This window comes from Serratia sp. (in: enterobacteria) (genome assembly GCF_051654945.1).
In the GTDB taxonomy this organism is placed as follows: domain Bacteria; phylum Pseudomonadota; class Gammaproteobacteria; order Enterobacterales; family Enterobacteriaceae; genus Chania.
The window spans coordinates 252,878-270,782 of the sequence record NZ_JBOFZA010000067.1; the positions used below are offsets into that span (position 1 = coordinate 252,878).

The following is a 17,905-nucleotide window of genomic DNA, read 5'->3' on the forward strand; positions in this document are numbered from 1 at the left end:
ACCTTTATTCATTATCTGCCTCGTGTGGAATAAGGGTGTTGTTTGGGGAAGCAAATGGATAATAATTTCATCTTAGGGACAAGAGCAAAGGTTGTCGCGCTCTGTATTGCAGCGGCCTTGGTATCTACGCAGGCCAATGCACGAAACTTACAGGATGTTCGTTTAGGAAATTATCTTATCCCGGGTGTTTTTGGCCAGGCGCTGACCGAAGGTATGACCATTCCTGTCCTGCTGCGTTACAAAGGCGGCGACCAACAAGAAAAACAAAAGGTAGCCGATGCGTTGGTGGTGCTCGAAAAAGACCGCCTGATGATAAAAGACATTACGTTGGTAGAAGAGTCCGAAGGGGCCAGGCTAGCGGATGCAACCCAGGCATTAATCACCAGTCTGAAAGACCGTTTCTTCGATGAAAATACCCAAATTGCGCTTTCCGACGATGCTGAGCTGAATCTGAACGTCCGTTCATTCGTGTTGACGTTGGACGTGAGTAAAGCAAGCCTGTCTACCGCCATTATTCCACGCCTGAGCCTGTTGGGTAAATCTTCGGTGCCGCATTTCAGCTCGATACTGAATTACGATCTCGGTGTTTATCGCTCACAGCTAAAAAGAGGTGAAAACACCTCCAACAACTATCTAACCCTGGATAACACCTTTGGTATCGCGGAGCATCACTTCAATGTGAACGGCTCGTTTTACGGTCTCGGTGAAGCTCAGCAGGATTCACAGCTTTATCGTGCCATGTATGAAAGGGATAGCAACGGCCGTCGTCTGGCGTTGGGGCTGGTTGATACCTGGAATTTACAATCTCTCGGCAACATGTCGGCGCTCAGCAGCAGCAAGGTGTATGGCATCACCTACGGCAATAAATCGGCCACCAAGATCCACAACAACCAACATGCGCTGACGCCGATCACCGTCTTCTTGCCCAGCGCTGGGGAAGTGCATATTTACCGCCAGGGGCGTCTGCTGAACATCCAGAACTTCCCGATGGGCAGCTTTGAGGTTGATACCAGCCGCCTGCCTTATGGGATTTATGATGTCGATGTCGAGGTAGTGATCGACGGCAAGGTTAATTCACGTATGCGCCAGACCATCAACAAAGCGTTTTTCGGCACTAACGGTGGGGCGCAGGAGCTGAACTGGCAGCTGTATGGTGGCTATGTGGATTACGACAATCGTCGTAACCGTGTCGATCGCAGTACTACCAAAGAAACCTACCTGGCCGGGGTTTCGGCGGCACTCTCGAACCCGGAAATCTTCAAGATCGCCTCGGTTCCGGCGATTATGGGGATGGCGGTACAAACCTCGACCTACACCTTCGACAAGCAGGTGGTGAATGAGACTTCGGTTAACGTCAACCTGAACCAGGTTGCCAATCTGGGTTGGCAGGGGTTGGTCTCGCAAGGTGGGCGCTATCGCAATATTTTCAGTGCCAGCGCCGCGATACCGGGAGGCTATGGATCCTTGTGGGCCAATCGGGAAAAGAGCCATATCGGTGATAGTCTGCCGGTCTATGAGTCGGACAGCTATTCCTATGGCGGTACCCTCAGCCTGAGCCGCTTTCTTGCGCGCGGCGGACAAGTCACGCTTAGCCGCACGGTAGATAAACGCGATCGCACCGTCTCAAATAACCTGGAATATTCTACAGCGCTGTTCTCTGGGCGTTACGGCACCATCAACCTACGCGCCGGTGCACAGCGTTATCGCTACAACAACCAGTCAAACAGCGCCAATCAGCGCTATATCTCACTGGATTTCTCGCTACCGCTGGCTAGCTGGCTGAGTACCGGAGTGTCTTCAAATAACGGCAATGTACGGGCCAATCTGGCCGCCAACAGGAGCTTTGATGATACGGCAATCACCTCGGCCGGTTTCAACCTGGCGAAGCTTATCAAGGATAAACACAATGGCGACAGTGATTATACCGCCTCTGGCTATGCCGCTTTTGATACCAAATACAGCGCAGGCACGTTGTCACTCTCACGGCCAGATAATAATCGCCTGAATGGCAACCTGACCGCGCATGGTGCGCTGGCTTACAGCAATAAGAGTTTTGCTGCCAGCGGGATCCAGGAGAAGTCCGGGGTGCTGGTGAAAACCGGCTTCATCGACGATGCGGTGCTCTCAGCCCAGGTCAATGGTCGCAGCTATCGGTTGACTGGCTCGAACAACTTCATCCCGCTGCCGCCTTACTCGAACTACAAGGTTGAGCTGATGAACGACAAAAACTCCATGGACAGCTTTGACATCGTGAAAGGGCGGACCAGCAACGTCACTCTGTATCCGGGCAATGTCGCCGTCTATGAGCCGGAAGTGAAGCAACTGGTGACAGTATTTGGCCGTATGACGACGAAAAATGGCCAGGCGATTGCCAATGCGGCGGTACGCAACCACATCGGTAAAACCACCACGGATGCGACGGGAGCTTTCTCGATGGACGTGGACAAACGTTACCCGAGCGTATCGCTCACCACGGCGGAACACGGTATTTGCGAAGTCGATCTGGATTTGGCCAAGGCCAAGGGCGTGAAGTGGGTTGGCGATGTGGTGTGTTCCGTGCAAACCATTCTGGCACAACGATAACAACAGGATTTGATATGAAACTGCGCAATCTTTGTGGGCTGGCGGGGGCATTGCTACTGGCCAGTTCCGCCAGCCAGGCGGCCAGTGGCAACAATAGCTATGTGTTTGTTGAGAACCAGGTGGATGGCGAATATTTTCTTGCCGAAGATGACCTCAACCCGCGTTTCACCGGTGCCAATATGTTCACCAAATATACGGCTAGCCGTCAGGACAGTATGGGGTATATAGGATATTCGCTTGCCCCGTCCATATCGGCTAATAACTATGCCGATATCTGGCTGGAAAACTCTCCGATCGACAGACCCTTTATCGGCAACCGTTGTATGCGTAATTCTTCCCGATGTCCCGACACCGGCTTTCTACCTGCAGAATATCTCGGCAAGGAGGGAGCATATCGTATCTATAGGGGCAATGCTCTCGGTGAATCCAACTATGCACGCGGCATCTTCTCAGATTCGGCCTATGAGTATTTTAGAGGCGTTCCGGTAGGCAGGACGGAATTGTATAAGCTCCGCTGGTGCTCTACCACCGCGTATTATAATCCTGCGGCCGGGCAGACCTGTGCTTCCACGGGGGCGCGGATAGGTGGACACGAGATCACCATCACCAAAGCGGGGCATATACGACTGGAGTCCACCAATGCGCTGCAGGAAATCTTTATCGATAGTAATGGCAATCCGTCGATTGGCATGGGATCGGAGTTATGCAAGATAGGCTATGTTGGTGCGCAGAGCGGCATTATCTGTAAGATGTTGACCTATGACTTTACGGGCAGCATGTTTACCCGCATGTATTTGACTTTGCAGGCCAATACCAGCGCGCTGGGTTTCGCTCCGTCCAATGCCAACGGCATGGTTAGCATGAGTCCTAACGGGGCTGGCAACTGGGTAAACTACGATGTACGTACCCGGGCATCGAACATGTTCACACCGGGGAATGGCGCTATTTACGTATTTATGCCGCAGACTTTCCTGAAAAACCTGATTGCTCGCGGTGTCGATCTCACCACCAGTAGGGAGTTTTTCACTTTCCTGTTTACCAATACGGCAGCGCCCCAGTCCGGGTTTTACGAGTTTTCCCCCTCGAATACCATCCTGCTGCGCCCGCGCGATTTCGGGATCAGTATCCTTTCCAAGGATTTGGAACTTAATCCGAAACGTGAAGGCAGGGTTGGGGGTAAAGAACAGCCGATCGTTTTCGATTATGTTGTAACGACTTCAGGGCCGAGGCAGGCTAATGACGTCATTGCACAGGTTGCGGGCCCGAAGGGGCAGCTAAATGGACGCCCGTATTGCGTATTTTCCTCCAGCGATGGCAGGCTGCAGGTGCCGTTCTCGGCCTATCTGGCCTATACCAACAACATCGGGCAGGTCGTTCGTTCGCGTGCCAGCTGTGACAATACCGTGGTCAATCTGAACGCGGCACGCTGGCAAAGAACGCCATGGGCGGTGCCAGCGCACAATGACGGCAGCTTTTATCGCACCGATCTCTCTCTCTCATTCCCGATGAATGAAGCCGACTCGATGTACACCATGGAAGGGCGGGATTGGATGGGGGTGGTTAGTGCCACCGGTGAGGTCAGGGTTACGGCAATCTGGTCGGGCCCGGATATCCATTAAGGTGAATGGTGATGTTGAGACTAGGACTGTGGTTGGCGGTATTGCTGCTGGCATCTCCAGCGCGGGCGATTTATCTCTCTTCTGGCGTGTTTACTCTGGAGAGCGACAAGACCTTTTTCTCGCGCCAGTTTGTTAACAACACTAAAGATACCAATCTGTACGTGATCACTGCTTATCGGATCAACAAGCCGGGTGCTGATGAACAACCTCAACCGTTGGAACAGGGCGAAATCCTCTATACGCCGTTGCGTAAAATCCTGGAGCCGGATGCCTGGGAGTATTTTAAAATCTTTTATCGTGGTCCCCAGGACGATCGCGAACGCTATTACCGCATTGCGATCCAGGAGATCCCGGCCAACGCCATGGAGATGCAGGGGGAGGGAAAGACACCACTGGTTTCCCCGACCGTGGCGCTCGATACCATCATGGTCGTTCGTCCGCGCAAGATGCGTTTCACGTATCACTATGATCCGCAGGCCGGGGTGTTGAAAAACACCGGCAATACCTATTTTCGCGTGATGGTCCATAAGGGCTGCGACGGGCAGGATGACACCGCCAAAGTGTTTAATCTGCTGCCGGGGGAAAGCTACAGCGGTGCCGATCTGCGTGGGCAGAATCGCAAGTTTATTATCGGTTTCAGCAAGTATCAGCGGCTTGGGGAGCAGTGTTTTGGGCAGAGCTTGGCGTCGGGTTAGCCCCTCACCCCAACCATCTCCCCTGTACATCCCCAGAAGAGGGAGCGAGTGCAGAGCCGTCGTCAGGCTCAGGGGCTGATTTGTGGCACGTTAGGTCCCCTCTCCCTTTGGGAGAGGGCTAGGGTGAGGGGCCAGCGGTGGAGCTAAAGCTAGATTTCCTTGCGCCCCAGATAGCGCTCTTTCATCAACGAAACGCCAATCGCAATATCCAGCACCGGAGAAGGCGGCAGGTAATTGGCCTTGCCCAGCTCCTGCATCGCGCCAATCAGCGGATGGTCGATCCCCAGCGCGTAGTCTGCCAATAACGTCCCGGCGATGGTCTGCTTGGATACGCCCGCGCCGTTACAGCCCCCGGCGGTATAAATGCCTTTCTTCAACTCACCCCAAACCGGTGCGCCATTACGGGTGACGCTGATGGTGCCAGACCAGGTGCTGGTGAGCGGGACATCCCGCAGTTGCGGGTAAATCTTGTTGAATATCTGCTGGTGCAACTGGGTCGCCTGATAGGTCTGTGCAGCGGTGATCCTGCCGTTCAAGGCTGGCGTGACATGCTGGCGGATCAGGAAACGGTGGTCCTGGGTATAGCGCACCGTCGCCCCGGCAATGGCGTTGACCGGCGTTAATCCCCAACTGCTCATTGCTGGCAGCTTCTGGCGCTGCTCGGCGGTTAATGGTGCGGTGATGCTGGCGAAAGTGGCCATTGCAGCTTGCTGGCTGGTGACCGGAGCCAGTTCTCTGGAGAGGGCATTGGTGGCTAACATCACGTTGGCCGTTCTAATCGTGCCGAAGGGGGTAACCACCTGCGTTACGCTACCGTGGTGGATCGCCATCACCGGGGTATGGTTATACATCGTCACGTTGTCCGGCAGATTATTTGCCAGGCCAACGATCAGGCTGGCGGGATTAACCAGGATCGAGCTGGGCGTATAGATACCCTTATTATAAAAACGCGTGCCCAATTTCCGATACAGCGCTTCCTTATCCATTATTTGGTAAGGCTCGTTCATGGTATCGAGATTATCGGTATATTCTTTGAGCACTCGCTGATTAGTGGCGTCAACCTGGCAGTGATATTTACCGGCATTTTCCCATTCACATTCGATCCCCTGACGTTCAATCTGCCGGGTTAATTGAGTGATCCCTTCTTGCAATAAAGAGCGATACGACTGGGCTTTTTTCAGTTCCGCCGTTGAGCTGCCGATATTATGGGGTAATCCGATAATAAATCCTGAATTTCGGGCTGAGGAACTCTCTGCCGCACAGGCTGAATCTACGATAATAATCTTCAGTTTGGGATTGTTACTGGCCAGCCTTCTGGCGAAGGAGATACCGGCAAACCCGCAGCCTACCACCACCCAGTCGGCCTCGGTATCGCCGATCAGCGTTGGGTAGACGGTGGGGTGCAAGTCTGGTTTCAGCCAGCCATTTTGGTTTTGATTTAACGGCACCGATGCATATTTCAAACTAAAGATCCTTTTTAAACTGTGGGTCACCAAGGTCACTAAATAGGGTTATAAAACATTTTTCTTGGCTGAACCAGCAGATTCATTCACTCGCCATACTGCCCAATTTATTGTCGGTAAGTTACTTATAAGTAACCGTTAAGCTTTGTAGTGGTCATGTTTTTCCAATGGGTTGGCAAGGGCGGTTTAAATTCTCCTCTACGCTAGTCATCGGACCTACTCAGCAGATTTATTTCTGATTTTTTCCTTTATTCCCCAACGATAGCTGTTTAGTATCGGAATTGGTGAGAATAGCCCGTTTTCTGCGTTTTTCTGCTGTAAATCGGACATTCCCTGTTTAAGTGGCAGATTTATTAACTGCATTGTAAGTGCAACTTAGTGGATTTAACTATCCGGAACGGATTTCTAAAAAATATAAGAACGGAAATATTCTATGTCACAGATGTTAGCGCTTTTGATTGTAATGGTGATTTTATACCTGGGAGATGTGGTATCCGTGCGCACTAAAGCCTGGATCCCTTCTGTATTTGTCTGTGCGGTGCTATTCCTGTTCGGTTACTGGACGTTCTTCCCGCAGGATATCGTCAGCCTGGCCGGTATCACACCGGCGGTCGCGGTGATGCTGATGTACCTGCTGATCACCAACATGGGGACACTGCTTTCCGTCCCTGAGCTGATACGGCAATGGAAAACCATTGTAATCTCACTGGCGGGGATCGCTGGCATTATCGCCGCCGTGTTTGCGACCTGTATGCTGATGTTTGACATGAATACGGCCATCGTCACCATTCCCCCTCTGGTTGGCGGCATCGTGTCGGCGTTGATCATGTCGAAAGGGGCTGCCAGCGCGGGCCTGGTCGATCTCTCGGTATTCGCCATCCTGATCTACGTGATGCAGGGGTTTGCCGGTTATCCGTTAACCGCCATCATGTTGCAGCGCGAAGGTAAACGCGTGCTGAAGAAGTATCGCAATGGCGAATGGCATGAGTCTGCCGTGCAACTGCCTGCCGATAAAATGCCGACCACGGTCAGCGCGGAAGAGAAAATGCCGCGCCTGTTTGGCCTGATCCCGGCCCATTACAACACCAGCTACTTCAAGTTCCTACGTTTGGCGCTGGTAGGCTATCTGGCGTATCTGGTTTCAGACCTGCTGGCTCCGGTGGTCACCATCAGCCCGTTTGTGCTGTGTTTGCTGTTTGGCGTCGTTGCCGCCACCATCGGCTTCCTGGAAAAACAACCGCTGCAGAAAGCCAACGGCTTCGGTTTTGCGGTGATGGGGCTGATGCTGTTTATCTTTGATACGCTCAATAGAGCCACCCCGGAAATGCTGCTGCGGCTGGTATTCCCGATGGTGGTGCTGATCGTCGTCGCGGTAGTGGGGATGTTTATCGTTTCGTGGATCGTAGGTAAATGCCTGGGCGTCAGCATGGAGATGGCCTTCGCTATCTCCCTGACGGCGATGTATGGCTTCCCGGCGGATTACATCATCACCAACGAAGCGATAACCGCGCTGACCAAAGACGAAAAAGAGCGTGAGATCCTGACGCACCATATGTTGGCACCCATGCTGGTCGGCGGATTTATCTCCGTGACGATGGTTTCCGTGGTGCTGGCGGGCATTATGGTCGGTTACATCACTCCAATTGCAGGATAAGTCATGAGCTATGCAAATCAGCTGCGTATTCAGCAGCACCTGGAAAAACTGGCCGAGTTTACGGCAACCCCAGGCGAAGGCACGACGCGTATGAGCTACAGCCCGCAAGGCCAACAGGCACGGGCCTATATCAAGGCACAGATGCAGGCGGCAGGTCTCAGCGTGAGCGAGGACGCCATCGGCAATATCTTTGGCAAAAGTCAGGCGCAGGATCCAGCGCTCCCGAGCGTAATGATCGGCTCCCATTTTGACTCCGTGCCCAACGGCGGTGCTTTCGACGGCCCTGCCGGGGTAGTGATGGGTTTGGAAGTCGCCAAACTGTTCCAAGAACAACGGTTATTGCCACGCTACCCGTTGGAAGTGGTGGCGCTGGTGGAAGAGGAAGGGGCCAGCTTTGGCCGTGGTCTGCTGGCTTCCTGTGCGATTGCCGGCAAGGTGGATAGCGAAGAACTGCACCGCCTGCGGGATAGCCAGGGGCAATCGGCGGCACAGTGCATGGCACAGGTCGGTTTTGATGCCGATCGAGTGGCCAGCGTGGTGCGCGAACCGAAGACCCTCAAGGCGTTTATCGAACTGCATATTGAGCAAGGGCCGGTGCTGGAACAGCAAGGGCTGGACGTTGGCCTGGTGGATGTGATTGTCGGTATTACCCAATTAGTGGTGACCATCACCGGTAAAGCCGGGCATGCGGGCACCACACCGATGGATCGCCGCCATGATGCATTGGTGGCTGCCAGCCAGGTGATCGCCCGCGTTGGCGATTTTGCGCGCCAGGCCGGTGATGAAACGGTCGCTACCACTGGGAAAATTCAGGTATTCCCTAACGGAGCGAACGTGATCCCGAGCAAGGTGATCTTCACCGTCGATATCCGTTCCAAACGCCTGGATAAACTGCAACAGGTGGTCGAGCAAACCAAAGCCTGTATCCAGCAGCAGGCCGGGGCGGGGATCGTCTGCCAGATTGAACAACCCCTGCTGGTGGAGCCGACCCGTCTGCACGGCGGTATCCACAGCCTGCTACAAAAACACAGTGAAGCGTTGGGCCTGAGCCACCGGACCATGGTCAGCGGAGCCGGGCATGATGCGATGATATTTGCCGGGATCACCGATGTGGGGCTGGTATTTGTGCCCAGCAAGGATGGCCTGAGCCATCACCCCGACGAGTGGACCGACTATGAGCAAATTCAGAAAGGCATCGACGTCATTTTTCACACGGTAAAAGAGATCACAGAGGCAACCCGTTATGACCAATAAAGCCATCGCGCAATCCATTAAAACCCACGTGGAGGCGATGATTGCGTTCCGCCGCGATCTGCACGCTCACCCGGAACTGCCTTGGGAAGAAGTGCGTACCACGCAAAAGGTGGCGCAAGCGCTGGAGGCGATCGGCATTCCTTATCGTCTGACGACGCCAACGGGCGTGATTGCCGAAATTACTGGCGGGCAGCCCGGTAAAACCGTGGCGTTACGTGCCGATATGGATGCGTTGCCGGTACAGGAACTGAACGATTCCTTAAGCTATAAATCGCAAACCGACGGCAAAATGCACGCCTGTGGGCACGATGCCCACACCGCCATGCTGCTGACAGCGGCGAAAGCCTTGTATGAAAACCGTGAGAGCCTGCGTGGCAACGTGCGGCTGATTTTCCAACCTGCGGAAGAGATTGCTCAGGGCGCGCGTGAGATGGTGAAGCAGGGGGCGATCGAGGGCGTGGATAACGCGTTTGGCATGCACATTTGGACCACCAGCCCATCGGGCAAGGTGTCTTGCAACGTCGGCTCTACCTTTGCCTCTGCCGATTTACTCAAGGTGAAGTTCAAAGGGCGCGGCGGCCATGGCTCAATGCCAGAGGCTTGTGTGGATGCCGCGGTAGTTGCCTCGGCCTTCGTGATGAACGTGCAGGCGATCGTTTCCCGTGAAACGTCCCCACTGGAATCGGCAGTGGTGACCATAGGCAAAATGGAAGTCGGTACCCGGTTTAACGTGATTGCCGAAAATGCGGTGCTGGATGGCACGGTGCGCTGCTTTAACGTTGAGGCACGTGAGCGTATCAAGGCGGCGATTGAGCGTTATGCGGAGCATACGGCGGCCATTTATGGCGCGACGGCGCAGGTGGAATACACTTACGGCACCTTGCCGGTGATCAACGAGGAGCGCAGCGCGTTGCTGGCACAATCGGTGGTGCGTTCGGCCTTTGGTGAGGAAGTGTTGTTTGCCGAAAAGCCGACGACCGGCGGCGAGGACTTCAGCTTCTTTATCGAAAATATCCCCGGTTGCTTTGCCCTGCTAGGCTGCGGCAACCCGGAGAAAGGCACCGACTGGGCACATCACCACGGCTGCTTCAATATTGATGAAGACGTGATGGCGACCGGCGCGGAGCTGTATGCGCAGTATGCCTGGAGTTATTTGCAGCAGGATGCGTTCTAATTCCTCCCCTCCCACAGGGGGAGGGAGCTGGAACGGCGCGGTGGTCAGGCGCGGTATTCAGTCTGTTACCTCAGCGAATACGTAGCCGAAGTTAGACACAGAAACTAATCTGTAGCACGGTAAGTCCCCTCGCCCTGTGGGAGAGGGCTAGGGTGAGGGGACATGAGAGTGCTTATTAATCCTCCGGTCCGCTCATCTCGCCGATAAAATCCATTCTGTCACTGAGCCAGGTCTTCACGATTGCATCGGAGATTTTGGCCGCATCGCTGGCTGAGAAATGCTTCTCGGTTTGCAACCAGCCCATGGTCGCCAGACGTGCCGGTTCGATGGCAGCAAGCAACTGTTCGCGCTGTGTTTTCGGCCAAACGCTTTCATCAGACCAACTGCGGATCAGCTGTTCAGGATCGTCGGTGGCTGGCGTGCGCTGGCCGGGTTTGAGGAAATCCTCGGGCGACACGGTGGCACGTAGCCGGAACATGGCCCAGTCGGCATAGCTGGCATAACGAATGGTGCCGGAATTTTCACTGGCTTTGCCAACCATTGGTTCGATCAACTTGGTCAGTTGTTGCCAGGCAGGTTGTTCAAACAGATCGCCCTGCGGGGGGCAAATCGGTGCCTGCGAATCACGCGACGATCCGTACAGCGCTCCAAAGGCATCATAAGCCGCAGCGCCCTGTTGCTTGAAGATGAAGCAATGCACGTAAGGGCGGCCATCCGCATCTTCATAGCCTGCTCGCTCGATGGTCATACGTAATAACGTCAAAACCGCGACATCATGGCTGGTCTTGGGATCGTTTTCGATATCCCGCAATAATGACTGCGGGAACTTATCGTCATTCATCGCGGTGACCACGGTTAGATGCCTTTTTTCTACCTCGGCATCCGTGACTTTGCTGGCTGGCGCGAACTGATGCAGGTAAATCAACCAGGCGGAAGCTAGCGGGCCACGATATTGCTGAAGCTGTTGCTCCGCAGTGGCCGGGTTTGCCGGAATGCTGGCGATGATGGCGTCTAGCGCGGTGGCCGCCTGCTTGGCGGTATCTTGCAGCAGGGCAGCACGCTGGCTAAATAGATCGCTCAGGCAGCTTTCCTGACCATTGCAGGCATCTCGCTGTTTCAACCAGCTACGTTGCTCGGTGCGCAATGCATCGGCCTGATCCCCTGGCAGGTTGGCCATCGCCAACTGATAGCTTTCGCTCAGCCTGTCGTCCAGGCTGCTCAGGTCTGGGTTATTGCAGATGGCATGCTCGATATCGCTGGTGGCTTTGGCACAGTCAAAAGAGGCGGCATGCACTGCCGTGTTGGCTCCGAATGCCAGGCACAGGCAGAGCAACAGGCGTGATAAGGGATGGCTGGTCAATCTGGTATAACGAGGTGCTTTAGTGTGTTGAAGCCTGGCGATCATGCTGAATTCCTTTTGGTTGCTTATGGGGTCGCTCAGTCACTATTTTTAACTTATGAAATGGTCCTAGGCCAAAGCAGAGATGTATGAACTAATGCGACAATCCAAACTGTGTTTGCCTGAGTTTCGTGCACCAGGCGATAGTTTTGATGGGGAAAGACCTCACGAGTTCCGACAATTTCTCCTTCGTGTCCCATGAATGGAAACTCTGCGAGACGATCGGCTGCGGCTTCAAACAATTCGTCCATCTCGATGGCAGCATCGGGATTTCTTTCGACAAGGTAATCCCATATCTGTTTACTGTCATCAAGTGCCTGTTTCGTCCAATGAACTTTCACTAGTTACCCTTAACTTTCGCCCTGCGTGCGGCAAAAATGGCCTTGGCATCTTCATGTTCAACGCCTTCCCCGTTCGCCATAGATTGACGGGCTGCATTGACTTTCTCTTCCAAAAAATGACGATATTCATGGCGCTCAATATATTGCCGCATAAGATCACGAACAACTTGTGATGCAGGGCGATGTTCCGCCTGGGCTACAGCCATAAAAGTATCGCGAAGTTCGGCTTCAAGTTTCATAGTGAAAACGGCCTGTTTGCTCATAGATAAATCCTCATTAAGGTACTAACGAAGTATATACCATTTTATTTCCTTGAAGAAAATAACAGGCACTTTCATAGGGTTTAGCCATGTGAGAGACGATACTGCGATAGATCCACGTAAAAAATAGACTGGATGAATTTACAGGAAATTGTTGCTTAGATTGGAATTGGGATCGCAAAATGCGGCTAGCATTTTTCTGGCTGTGGCGGTTCAACTACAAACTGGCTATTCATGCTATTTTATTACGTATATACAATAGATTGGCGGTGATTTTTATTGTATCTATGCAATAACTTTACTCATAAAAAAGACCGCGTTGGCAGCTTGAGCAACCAACACCGTCCCAACTCATCAACCCAGCGCAGCAAACCCCGCGCGGATCTCGTCTTCCGGCAAGTCGATGCCGATAAACACCATCGTGCTTTTGCACTCTTCTTCCGGCAACCATTCACGGTCCCAGTCAGCGTTGTACAGCCGTTGCACGCCTTGGAACAGCAGGCGGCGCGGCTCGTCTTTGATCGACAAAATCCCTTTGTAGCGCAGCAGGTTATCGGCGAACTTCAGCAATAAACCTTCCATCACCTCAGAAATCTGCATCAGCTCCAGCGGTTGGTCGTGATACACCACGATTGACTGGATATTGTTCTGCGCCTGCGGAATGCGGCGGAACAACGGGGTGGGGGCCGCTACGTTGAGCTGGTCGTTAAGCACAAAGCCTTCGATATCAAACAGCACGCCGAGATCGATATCGCCGTGCGTGACTTTATACACCGGTGCGCGGGCGTTCATCAGCTGCAAACGCTGGATCAGCGCTTCGTTATCCGTTGCCACATCGGTCTTGGTCAGCAAGATGCGATCGGCGTAACCCACCTGGGCCTGCGAGATGGTGAACTGGTTCAGCTGTTGATCGGCATGCACTGCATCCACCAGCGTGATAATGCCGTCCAGCAGGAAGCGTTGGCCGATGACTTCATGCGAGAAAAAGGTCTGGGTAATTGGGCCGGGATCGGCCATGCCGGTACATTCAATGATCAGCCGGTCGAACTCCAGTTGCCCCTGATCGACGCCGTCTAACAGGTCCAGCAGCGCGTCGGCCAATTCGTTGGATTTGCTGCAACAGATACAGCCGTTGCTGAGGGTGGTGATACGGCTGGCACGGTCGCCGATTAACGCATTATCAATGGGCACTTCACCGAATTCGTTTTCGATGACGGCAATCTTGTAACCGTGATTTTCATTCAGGATGTGGCGCAACAGGGTAGTTTTACCTGCGCCCAAAAAGCCCGTCAGGATGGTCACTGCGATGGGTTTCATACTGGGTCCTTTTCTAGCAACAGCGCATACCGCCTTTGCCATCGCCACCGTAGCGGGCATCCTGGCGTTCGCGGAAAAACTCTTTATAGGTCATCACCGGCTTGTCCGGGTGGTTGTCTTTCATATGCTGGACGTAGGTATCGTAGTCAGGCACGCCCACTAACATGCGTGCTGCCTGCCCGAGATATTTACCTGCCTGGCCGAGGTTACCGAACATGAGTCTTCTCCAAAGAAAAATACCCTACATAATTTAATCATTATGCAGGGTATCGACTAAATCACCATCAGTGGTGCGACGAAACTTTGACGCCACCCTCAGGAACCGGCACGTATGGCGTTTCCTGGTCGGTGCGTTTCGGGTTTTTGTACGCCGCCATGGCGGTTTTAACACCGAAGAAGATGATGCTATACACCACCAGCAGGAACAGGATGCTCAAACCGGCGTTGGTGTAGTTGTTCACCACGATATGGTTCATGTTGGCAACCTGCTGTACGGTCAGTTCAGCACCGCCCTCGGCGATTTTGTTTCTGTACAGGCTGGCCTGATAGAAGAAGCCTTCCAACTGCGGATTGTCGCTGAACAGCTTGAGACAAATCGCGTAGGTGGTACAGATCAGCAGCCAAACGGCTGGGATCACGGTCACCCAGATGTACTTGGTGCGCTTCATCTTGATCAATACTACGGTACTCAGGACCAGCGCTACCGCAGCCAACATTTGGTTGGAGATACCGAACAGCGGCCACAGGCTCTTGACGCCGCCCAACGGATCGACCACGCCTTGATACAGCAGGTAACCCCAAAGACCAACGCAGCCCGCAGTACCCGCCATACCGGCCACCAGCGAGTCGGTTTTCTTCAGGAACGGTACGAAGTTACCCAGCAGATCTTGCAGCATGAAGCGGCCGGAACGGGTACCCGCATCCAGAGCGGTCAGGATGAACAGCGCTTCGAACAGAATACCGAAGTGATACCAGAAGCCCATGTTGGCGCCAGGGATGACCTGGTGGAACACGTGAGCGATACCGACTGCCAGCGTTGGCGCGCCACCTGCACGGTTCAGGATCGACGGTTCGCCGATATCTTTGGCGGTTTGCAGGATCTGCTCAGGGGTGATCACAAAGCCCCAGGAACTGACGGTTGCGGCAGCATGCGCGCTGACATCACGTAGAGAAGCCATGATCATTGGCGCATCTTCGGTGCCCAGACGGTGCAGGTCTGGCATGGTGATGCCCAGTGCCGCCGGTGGGGTGTTCATGGCGAAGTATAGGCCAGGTTCGATGATCGAAGCCGCAACCAGCGCCATAATGGCCACGAAGGATTCCATCAGCATGGCACCGTAACCGATGTAGCGGGAGTCCATTTCATTGGCCAGCAGTTTCGGTGTGGTACCAGAAGCGATCAGTGCGTGGAAGCCGGAAACGGCACCACAGGCAATGGTAATAAACAGGAACGGGAACAGGGTGCCTTTCCAGACCGGGCCGGTGCCGTCAACAAACTGCGTTACCGCAGGCATTTTCAGCTCTGGGTTGAGGATCACGATACCGATCGCCAGCCCGACGATCACGCCGATTTTCAGGAAGGTGGCCAGATAGTCACGCGGAGCCAGGATCAGCCATACCGGCAGCAGGGCAGAGACAAAGGCATAACCAATCAGCGTATAGGTGATGGTGGTGTCTTTAAAGGTCAGCGCCGGGCCCCAGTATGGGTCGTGGGCAATCACGCCGCCGAACCAGATCGAGGCGATCAACAGCACGATACCGATGATCGACACTTCACCCACCTTGCCTGGGCGCAGGAAGCGCATATATACGCCCATAAACAGCGCGATTGGCACGGTGGAACAGACGGTGAATACGCCCCATGGGCTTTCGGCCAAGGCTTTCACCACGATCAGCGCCAGCACCGCGAGGATGATGATCATGATCAGGAAGCAGCCAAACAGCGCGATGGTGCCAGGGATTGGGCCCATTTCCTTTTTGATGATTTCGCCCAGCGAGGCTCCGTTACGGCGCGAGGAGATAAACAGCACCATAAAGTCCTGCACCGCCCCCGCCAACACCACGCCGCCTAACAGCCACAGCGTACCGGGCAGATAGCCGACCTGTGCCGCCAATACTGGACCCACCAAAGGACCCGCACCGGCGATAGCCGCAAAGTGGTGGCCGAACAGCACGTTTTTATTGGTCGGAACGTAGTTCAGGCCATCATTGTTCACCACCGCCGGAGTGGCGCGGGTGGCGTCCAACTGCATCACCTTGGTGGCGATGTAGAGGCTGTAGTAACGATAAGCCACCAGGTAAACCGCTACCGAAGCAACGATGATCCACAGTGCACTAATGCTTTCGCCACGGCGCAATGCGATGACACCCAGGCAGGAAGCCCCGAGTATCCCCAACAGCATCCATGGGAGATGTTTTAAAATTCCCTCGCGTTTCATGAGGTATCCTTTTCCTATCTGCAAAAATTGAGTGATAAATCCGATTCTTAGATGTCGGACATTTAGCTGTAGCGTCTTCCCCTGGTTAGGGTCAGGTTTAGGAACAGCTCATCATTGCTAGCCTGGAGAGGGAATAACATCCGAATTTCAGCCAGCGGTTTTATACGCTGGTGAGCGGTTGGAATGGCGGGGTGAGTGGTTTAAGCGAACGTGCGGGCGGCGAAAGCGATCAGATTTTCTTGGGTTGTGGCACTCGCCAACTGCTGCACCATCCACGGGCTGAAGGCCCAAGGGGTTGCCGCCACCGCTGCTATCAACGCGGGTAACGCCACCCAGTGGAAATCCATCACTTCGTCCGCTCTGGCTACGACATCACCCGTAGCCAATGCCGCATAAACCGGGCAGATTTCATTTTCCATAATGCCGGAGGCATCTGTCTCGCAGTAGCGAAAATCGGGGGCGACGGAGGTGATCTGTTCCACGTTCAGGCCCACTTCATACAGACAGCGTTGCTCAATGGCGTGTTCGACGCTCTCATGCCACTGTGGATGGCCACACACCGAGTTGGTCCAGACGCCAGGCCAGGCTTTTTTGCTCAGGGCGCGACGGGTGATCAACAACTGCCCCTGCGGATTGAAGATCCAGGAGGAGAACGCCAGGTGCAGGGGCGTTTGTTTCTGATGGGCCGCATATTTTTCCATCACGCCGGTGGGTTGACCTTGTTCATCAAGTAAAACGACGTGTTGTTGGGTCATGAGAAGTCCAATGTAAGCGTGGGGGCGACCTGTATGCACCGTTCAGCGAACCGTGCTCTTGTTAGATCTTAGCCTATTAGCGTGGCCCATAAGTAAGAAAAAGGCATCACCAGCACCAGCCCTGGCAGCATATTGGCTACTGGGAACAGCTTGATATTGCAGATCCGCAGGCCGGTAGCGATCATGATCAGGCCGCCAGTACAGGAGAAGTCTGCCATCATCGCCGGTGTGGTTATGGGGATAATAAACACCGCCAGCAGAGCCAGGCCGACCTGAATAATCACCAGCGGCAGGGCGATGGCCATGACCGCATATCCTAGCAGAGTGGCAAAAATGATGGCGGTGAAGAAATCGAGTACGGTTTTGATATACAGAATGGAGGGATCGCCCGTCATCCCTTCATGCATAGCTCCGAAGATCCCGGTACCGCTGGCGCAAAACAGCACCAGGATGGCGACAAACGTCTCCGTAAACTCGTCATGGGAGATCCCCGGAGCCGCAGGCAGGAACCGATTGACCAGGCCGCGCGTAGAGCTAGCGGCTTTGCCGATCCCTTTTTCGACGTACAGCAACTCGCCGATCACCGCCCCCAAAATGATCGCCAACACCACGGCGGGCATGAATTGAACCTTGATAACCAGGTTAATTCCCAACCCGATGGAGCATAGCCCGAAAGTCAGTGGCAAGGCCGATTTGACGCGATGCGGGATTTTACTGCCGGCCAGCGCCCCCAACAAACCACCGATGACAACGGCAGCACCGTTGACATAAGGACCGATTAACATCTTATTTTCCTTGTTGTTTTTTAACCCACATTGTCATCATCACGTTTGATTTGCGGGTATTTCCTCGCCCAGCTAAGTTCAAAAGATCGAGCGCCCAGAGGATGCTGTGGGTGATTATAATATCCGATGACGACGATCGACTATTACGATAACCTCGCTGCTGGCGTC

15 protein-coding genes are annotated in these 17,905 nt (G+C 54.0%); 6 read left to right on the forward strand and 9 right to left on the reverse strand.

Annotation, left to right across the window (positions count from 1 at the left end; all coding sequences use genetic code 11):
* Positions 1 to 54 precede the first annotated feature (54 nt).
* The 3 genes from ACRDCA_RS10240 to ACRDCA_RS10250 are packed head-to-tail and all read left to right on the forward strand — an operon-like array spanning position 55 to position 4,897.
* Positions 55 to 2,583 (forward strand): CS1-pili formation C-terminal domain-containing protein, encoded by a 2,529-nt coding sequence (locus ACRDCA_RS10240; RefSeq protein WP_438689401.1) that lies wholly within the window; start codon positions 55 to 57, stop codon positions 2,581 to 2,583.
* 14 nt (positions 2,584 to 2,597) lie between these two features.
* The gene (locus ACRDCA_RS10245) at positions 2,598 to 4,202 is read left to right on the forward strand and encodes a fimbrial protein (RefSeq protein ID WP_438689402.1); all 1,605 of its coding nucleotides are present in this window, start codon (positions 2,598 to 2,600) and stop codon (positions 4,200 to 4,202) included.
* Positions 4,203 to 4,213: 11 nt separating this feature from the next.
* Positions 4,214 to 4,897: a molecular chaperone gene (locus tag ACRDCA_RS10250; RefSeq protein WP_438689403.1), complete on the forward strand. Its 684-nt coding sequence runs from the start codon at positions 4,214 to 4,216 to the stop codon at positions 4,895 to 4,897.
* Between the two features lie 149 nt (positions 4,898 to 5,046).
* On the opposite strand, the gene ACRDCA_RS10255 is transcribed toward ACRDCA_RS10250, so the two are convergent.
* Positions 5,047 to 6,360 carry an NAD(P)/FAD-dependent oxidoreductase gene (locus ACRDCA_RS10255; RefSeq protein ID WP_438689404.1) on the reverse strand — a complete coding sequence of 438 codons (1,314 nt, stop codon included), beginning with the start codon at positions 6,358 to 6,360 and terminating at the stop codon, positions 5,047 to 5,049.
* A 433-nt stretch (positions 6,361 to 6,793) separates the two neighbouring features.
* Here ACRDCA_RS10255 and ACRDCA_RS10260 point away from each other — a divergent pair, with 433 nt between their 5' ends.
* From ACRDCA_RS10260 to ACRDCA_RS10270, 3 genes are read left to right on the forward strand one after another with little or no spacing between them, the layout of a single operon-like run.
* Positions 6,794 to 8,014, forward strand: a complete 1,221-nt coding sequence (locus ACRDCA_RS10260; RefSeq protein WP_438689405.1) for a hypothetical protein — start codon at positions 6,794 to 6,796, stop codon at positions 8,012 to 8,014.
* Between the two features lie 3 nt (positions 8,015 to 8,017).
* Positions 8,018 to 9,268, forward strand: coding sequence for a Zn-dependent hydrolase (locus ACRDCA_RS10265; protein WP_438689406.1), 1,251 nt, complete (start codon positions 8,018 to 8,020; stop codon positions 9,266 to 9,268).
* A complete protein-coding gene (locus ACRDCA_RS10270) occupies positions 9,258 to 10,442 on the forward strand; it encodes a M20 family metallopeptidase (RefSeq protein ID WP_438689407.1) in 1,185 nt (394 codons plus the stop codon). The genes ACRDCA_RS10265 and ACRDCA_RS10270 overlap by 11 nt, the downstream gene beginning before the upstream one ends.
* Before the next feature lie 175 nt (positions 10,443 to 10,617).
* Here the strand turns inward: ACRDCA_RS10270 and ACRDCA_RS10275 are convergent, their stop codons facing one another.
* The 8 genes from ACRDCA_RS10275 to ACRDCA_RS10310 all read right to left on the reverse strand — a co-directional run bounded on the left by ACRDCA_RS10275 (position 10,618) and on the right by ACRDCA_RS10310 (position 17,737).
* Complete coding sequence (locus ACRDCA_RS10275) at positions 10,618 to 11,847, reverse strand: lysozyme inhibitor LprI family protein (RefSeq protein ID WP_438689408.1); 1,230 nt, start codon at positions 11,845 to 11,847, stop codon at positions 10,618 to 10,620.
* 50 nt (positions 11,848 to 11,897) lie between these two features.
* Positions 11,898 to 12,182: a type II toxin-antitoxin system RelE/ParE family toxin gene (locus ACRDCA_RS10280; RefSeq protein WP_438689409.1), complete on the reverse strand. Its 285-nt coding sequence runs from the start codon at positions 12,180 to 12,182 to the stop codon at positions 11,898 to 11,900.
* Positions 12,182 to 12,445 (reverse strand): CopG family ribbon-helix-helix protein, encoded by a 264-nt coding sequence (locus ACRDCA_RS10285; RefSeq protein ID WP_438689410.1) that lies wholly within the window; start codon positions 12,443 to 12,445, stop codon positions 12,182 to 12,184. The genes ACRDCA_RS10280 and ACRDCA_RS10285 overlap by 1 nt, the downstream gene beginning before the upstream one ends.
* A 351-nt stretch (positions 12,446 to 12,796) precedes the next feature.
* The gene (gene yjiA, locus ACRDCA_RS10290) at positions 12,797 to 13,759 is read right to left on the reverse strand and encodes a GTPase (RefSeq protein ID WP_438689411.1); all 963 of its coding nucleotides are present in this window, start codon (positions 13,757 to 13,759) and stop codon (positions 12,797 to 12,799) included.
* Between the two features lie 13 nt (positions 13,760 to 13,772).
* Positions 13,773 to 13,976 (reverse strand): YbdD/YjiX family protein, encoded by a 204-nt coding sequence (locus ACRDCA_RS10295; RefSeq protein ID WP_021179159.1) that lies wholly within the window; start codon positions 13,974 to 13,976, stop codon positions 13,773 to 13,775.
* 67 nt (positions 13,977 to 14,043) lie between these two features.
* Positions 14,044 to 16,197: a carbon starvation CstA family protein gene (locus ACRDCA_RS10300; RefSeq protein WP_438689412.1), complete on the reverse strand. Its 2,154-nt coding sequence runs from the start codon at positions 16,195 to 16,197 to the stop codon at positions 14,044 to 14,046.
* A 200-nt stretch (positions 16,198 to 16,397) separates the two neighbouring features.
* Positions 16,398 to 16,952 carry an isopentenyl-diphosphate Delta-isomerase gene (gene idi, locus ACRDCA_RS10305; protein WP_438689413.1) on the reverse strand — a complete coding sequence of 185 codons (555 nt, stop codon included), beginning with the start codon at positions 16,950 to 16,952 and terminating at the stop codon, positions 16,398 to 16,400.
* 68 nt (positions 16,953 to 17,020) lie between these two features.
* A complete protein-coding gene (locus ACRDCA_RS10310; protein ID WP_438689414.1) occupies positions 17,021 to 17,737 on the reverse strand; it encodes a DUF554 domain-containing protein in 717 nt (238 codons plus the stop codon).
* Between the last annotated feature and the right edge of the window lie 168 nt (positions 17,738 to 17,905).